Annotated in this window: 4 protein-coding genes and 1 other RNA gene; 1 reads left to right on the top strand and 4 read right to left on the bottom strand. The window is 68.6% G+C overall.

Annotated elements, in window-relative coordinates; all coding sequences use genetic code 11:
- Positions 1–35: 35 nt before the first annotated feature.
- The 3 genes from recR to dnaX form a co-directional block, all read right to left on the bottom strand.
- Positions 36–635 carry a recombination mediator RecR gene (gene recR, locus VFP86_08705; GenBank protein ID HET8999709.1) on the bottom strand — a complete coding sequence of 200 codons (600 nt, stop codon included), beginning with the start codon at positions 633–635 and terminating at the stop codon, positions 36–38.
- A 7-nt stretch (positions 636–642) separates the two neighbouring features.
- On the bottom strand, positions 643–969 hold the full coding sequence (locus tag VFP86_08700) for a YbaB/EbfC family nucleoid-associated protein (protein ID HET8999708.1): 327 nt from the start codon (positions 967–969) through the stop codon (positions 643–645).
- Between the two features lie 63 nt (positions 970–1,032).
- Positions 1,033–2,820 carry a DNA polymerase III subunit gamma/tau gene (gene dnaX, locus VFP86_08695; protein HET8999707.1) on the bottom strand — a complete coding sequence of 596 codons (1,788 nt, stop codon included), beginning with the start codon at positions 2,818–2,820 and terminating at the stop codon, positions 1,033–1,035.
- Between dnaX and VFP86_08690 the strand changes: the two genes are divergently transcribed.
- On the top strand, positions 2,805–3,710 hold the full coding sequence (locus VFP86_08690) for a type II CAAX endopeptidase family protein (protein HET8999706.1): 906 nt from the start codon (positions 2,805–2,807) through the stop codon (positions 3,708–3,710). The two genes, dnaX and VFP86_08690, sit on opposite strands and share 16 nt — an antisense overlap.
- Before the next feature lie 12 nt (positions 3,711–3,722).
- On the opposite strand, the gene ffs is transcribed toward VFP86_08690, so the two are convergent.
- Positions 3,723–3,844, bottom strand: an RNA gene (gene ffs, locus VFP86_08685) — signal recognition particle sRNA large type; the annotation flags it as partial.

Raw genomic sequence — 3,844 nt, 5'->3', positions numbered from 1 at the left:
GCGGATCAATCGCGGACCGCATCAGTCGCGGCGCCTCATAGCTCGCGCCGGCCCTCCAGCGCCCGCGCCAGCGTCACCTCGTCGGCGTACTCGAGGTCGCCGCCCATGGGCAGGCCGTGCGCGATCCGCGTCACCTTGATCCCCAGCGGTTTGATCACCTTGGACAGGTACAGCGCCGTTGCCTCGCCTTCGACCCGCGGATTCGTGGCGACGATGACCTCCCGCACCTCGGTGTCCGCGAGGCGGCGCAAGAGCTCGGCGATCCGCAGGTCGTCGGGACCGATGCCATCGAGGGGAGAGATCGCCCCCTGAAGGACGTGGTAGACACCCTTGAACTCCCTCGTCCGTTCCATCGCCGCCACGTCCCTGGGAGTCTCCACGACGCAGATCACCGAATGATCGCGCCGCGGGTTCGTGCATAACTCGCACGGATCCGCCTCGGTGATGTTCGCGCACACGGAGCAGTGCCGGATCAGGCGCCGGGCCTCGAGGATCGCCTCGGCCAGCGCCTCGGCGTCCTGAGAGGCCATCGACAGCATGTAGTACGCCAGGCGCTGCGCCGTCTTCGGCCCAACGCTCGGCAGCTTGCTGAGTTCCTCGATCAACCGGGCGAGCGATGGAGCGGACGAAGACATCCCGGCGTCACGCGCCCAGACCGGGAAGACCCGGAGGCAGCTGGAGGCCCCCGGTCACTGCCTTCATCCGTTCGGCGGCGTGGTCCCGCGCCTTCCGGATCGCTTCGCCGCACGCCGCCAGCACGAGATCCTGCAGCATCGCCACGTCGGACGGGTCCACCACGCTCGGGTCGATCGCGATCTCGACGAGATCCCCCTGCCCGCTCGCCACGGCCCGGACGACACCGCCGCCGGCGCTGGCCTCGATGCGCTCGCGCGACAGCTCATCTTGGACCCGAGCCATCTCCTCCTGGAGCTTTTGCACCTGCTTGAGCATTTTCTGCATGTTGAACATCCATCGCTCCCGCCCCGGACGGGCGTTTCGTGCGCCGCGAGCCGGTGTGTCGTTGTGGAATGCTTACTCGGGGTGCCGGATCTCCTGCACGGGGTTGCCAAACCGCCGCACGGCCTCATCCACGAGCGTACTCGGGCTCCCCGAGGCGGCCGGAGTGTCTGAGGACGCGGGAGCGCCGAGGGGAGCGTCGCCCTCGCCCAGCACCAGCCCGAGTCGGAGCCGGGTACCCATCACGGCGTCGAGGAGGTCCTCGACGATCTGCCGGTGTTTGTGCTCCTGAAGGTTTTCTAGATGGAACTTATGCCGCACGGCAAGCACGAGGCGCGTCCCTTCGACCGACTGGGGGGCGGCCTCCAACAGGAACGCGTAGACGGGGCGGCTGCGTTGCTTCACCTCGTCCATAAAGCGCCCCCAACGGGCCCGGACACGATCGATCCCGACCTCGGAGGCGGCGGCCTCGCCCTCCGTAGACGGCGCGGCGCCGGACGGCAACGCAGCGTCCGCGATCGCCCCCTCACTCTGGGCTGCCCGATCGCGGGGACCGCGGCGGGAAGCAGGCTTTGCCGGCGCGGCGGGGGCCACGCTCGGCGTGCCGGCCGCCGGGGGTGGGGGCGCGCCGTCGGCCTGACGTTCGAGCGCCGCGACGCGCGCGGCCAGTCCCTCGATGGACGGGTCCAGTTCAGGCCGGCACACCTTCAGCAGGGCCATTTCCAGGAGCACCCGCGGCTGCGTCGCGAACCGGGCCTCCGCCTCCGCCGCAGTAAGAATCCGAATCTTCTGGAGCAGGGCCCCCGGCGAGAACCGCGCACTCTGCGCGCGCAAGACCTCGAGGCGGGCGTCGCTCGTCTCGACGATATCCCGGGGGTCCTGGACGACCGACACCACGAGGAGGTCGCGGAAATGTTCCATGAGACTGCGCAGGATCTGCCGGACGTCCCGTCCCTCCGCGATCACGCGGTCGGCGATCGAGAGGCACGCCGCCGCATCCCCCGCGATCACCGCGTCGGCAACGTGCTCGGCCACCTCCTCCTCGATCAGCCCCAGCACCGTCAGCACATCCGCCTTGGCGATCCGCCCCTGACAGAACGCGCTCAACTGGTCGAGCATGCTCTCCGCATCCCGCAGCGCGCCATCGGCGGCCCGAGCGATGAGGTGCAGCGCCGCGTCGTCCACAGCCACCTGCTCGCTTCCGGCGATCGCGCGCAGGCGATCCACGATCGCGGACTGGGGAATGCGCTTGAAATCGAACCGCTGGGTGCGGGACGTGATGGTCGCCGGCAGCCGGTGCGGCTCGGTGGTCACCAAGACGAACACCGCGTGCGGCGGCGGTTCCTCGAGGGTCTTGAGCAGGGCGTTCGCCGCCTCCATCGTGAGCATGTGCGCTTCGTCGATGATGTAGACCTTGTACCGGCCCTCGACGGGGACGAGCTTGACCTTCTCGCGAAGGTCGCGAATCTCGTCGATCCCGCGGTTGCTCGCCGCGTCGATCTCGATGACGTCCAGGGAGACGCCCGCGCTGATCGCGCGGCAGATCGCGCAAACGTTGCACGGGGTCGGCGTCGGGCCGTGCTCGCAGTTCAGCGCTTTCGCGAGAATGCGCGCGGTCGTCGTCTTCCCGGTCCCGCGATGGCCGCAGAACAGATACGCGTGCACGAACCGCCCCCCGGCGATGGCGTTCCGCAGCGTCTGCGTGACGCGGGCCTGCCCGATCACGTCATCAAAGACCTGGGGACGCCACTTTCGGTACAAGGAGAGATGCGACACCGAGGTCACCTCACGCAGGGTCTCGATCATATTCGCCGAACCATACCGGCACTCCTGGAGGTGCCGCGCGCGTGACCACGCTGGCATGGCTCGTCCTGTTCGAGGCGGTCCTCGCAGCCGGCCTCGTCGGCTTCGATGCCGCCGCGCGCCTCCGGCGGCCGTCCGCCGTGGCGTGGACGCTCGTCACGCTCGCCACAGCGGGGCTGGCGGCGTCGGTGTATTTGGTCGTGCGACCTTCCCGCGCACCGACGTGGGGGTTCGCAGAAGTCGTGGCGCTGCCGTTGTTCTTCGTCCTAGCGATCCTGCCGTTCTCGTTGGCGCTGGACACGCTTGCCCTCCACCTCGGACTGCTGTCGTCGCTGGGGTTCATCGTGACGCTCACCGTGGTCCAGAACGCCATCTTCGCCGGCGCGTCCCTCTACATCGCCCTTATCAAGTACCGGCTCCCGCGGACCAGCCTCGGGCTGGCCGGAGGAGCATGGCGGCGCCGCCTCGCCGCGGCGGCGCTCGCAGCGGCCGCGGCCCTCGGAGGCAACTTTCTCGGGCAGACCCTCACGATCTTCGCCGCCGGCCTGTTCATCGGGCGGCAGGCTGCCACCGAGTTGGTGACTCAGCAGGAAGCCCATACCCCGGTGTTTCGTCTATTGCGCGAGTTCCGCGCGCCGGCGGACGTGGTGATGCTCGCGGTCCTCGTCGCCATCGTGGTTCCAATCGGGGAGGAGATCTTTTTTCGTGGGCTAACCTATGGCGCCTTTCGCCGCAAACTTGGACGCCACGCCGCCGTCCTGGCAAGCGCCGCGTTCTTCGCCGCCGCGCACTTGTCGCTCGTTACCCTGCTGCCGATCGTCATCCTGGGAATGATCCTGGCGTACCTGTATGAGTACACCGGGTCGCTGGTGCCGGGCATGATCGCGCACGCGATTAACAACCTGGCTGCGCTCGTGCTGTTTTACCTGTCGCCGATCCCGTCTCCCTGAAGAGTCTTCCGGCCGTGCACCCGCCGTCGACAACATCCTCCAGACGGTCCCCGCGTAGCCGGCTCCGACCAGGTGCCCCCGCGGCACACGAGACGCCTTACGTACCGTTGCTTCCTTCCGGACCTGGCGGGGTT

It is taken from the genome of bacterium (genome assembly GCA_035703895.1).
Taxonomy (GTDB): domain Bacteria; phylum Sysuimicrobiota; class Sysuimicrobiia; order Sysuimicrobiales; family Segetimicrobiaceae; genus Segetimicrobium.
The sequence above is the reverse complement of the archived record's forward strand: the minus strand, read 5'-3'. Positions and strand labels throughout refer to the sequence as shown.

Bases quoted from the DNA above. Each gene is read 5' to 3' on its own strand.
- dnaX (HET8999707.1), bottom strand. From the start codon at position 2,820: ATGCCAGCGTGGTCACGCGCGCGGCACCTCCAGGAGTGCCGGTATGGT.
- recR (HET8999709.1), bottom strand. From the start codon at position 635: ATGTCTTCGTCCGCTCCATCGCTCGCCCGGTTGATCGAGGAACTCAGC.
- VFP86_08700 (HET8999708.1), bottom strand. From the start codon at position 969: ATGTTCAACATGCAGAAAATGCTCAAGCAGGTGCAAAAGCTCCAGGAG.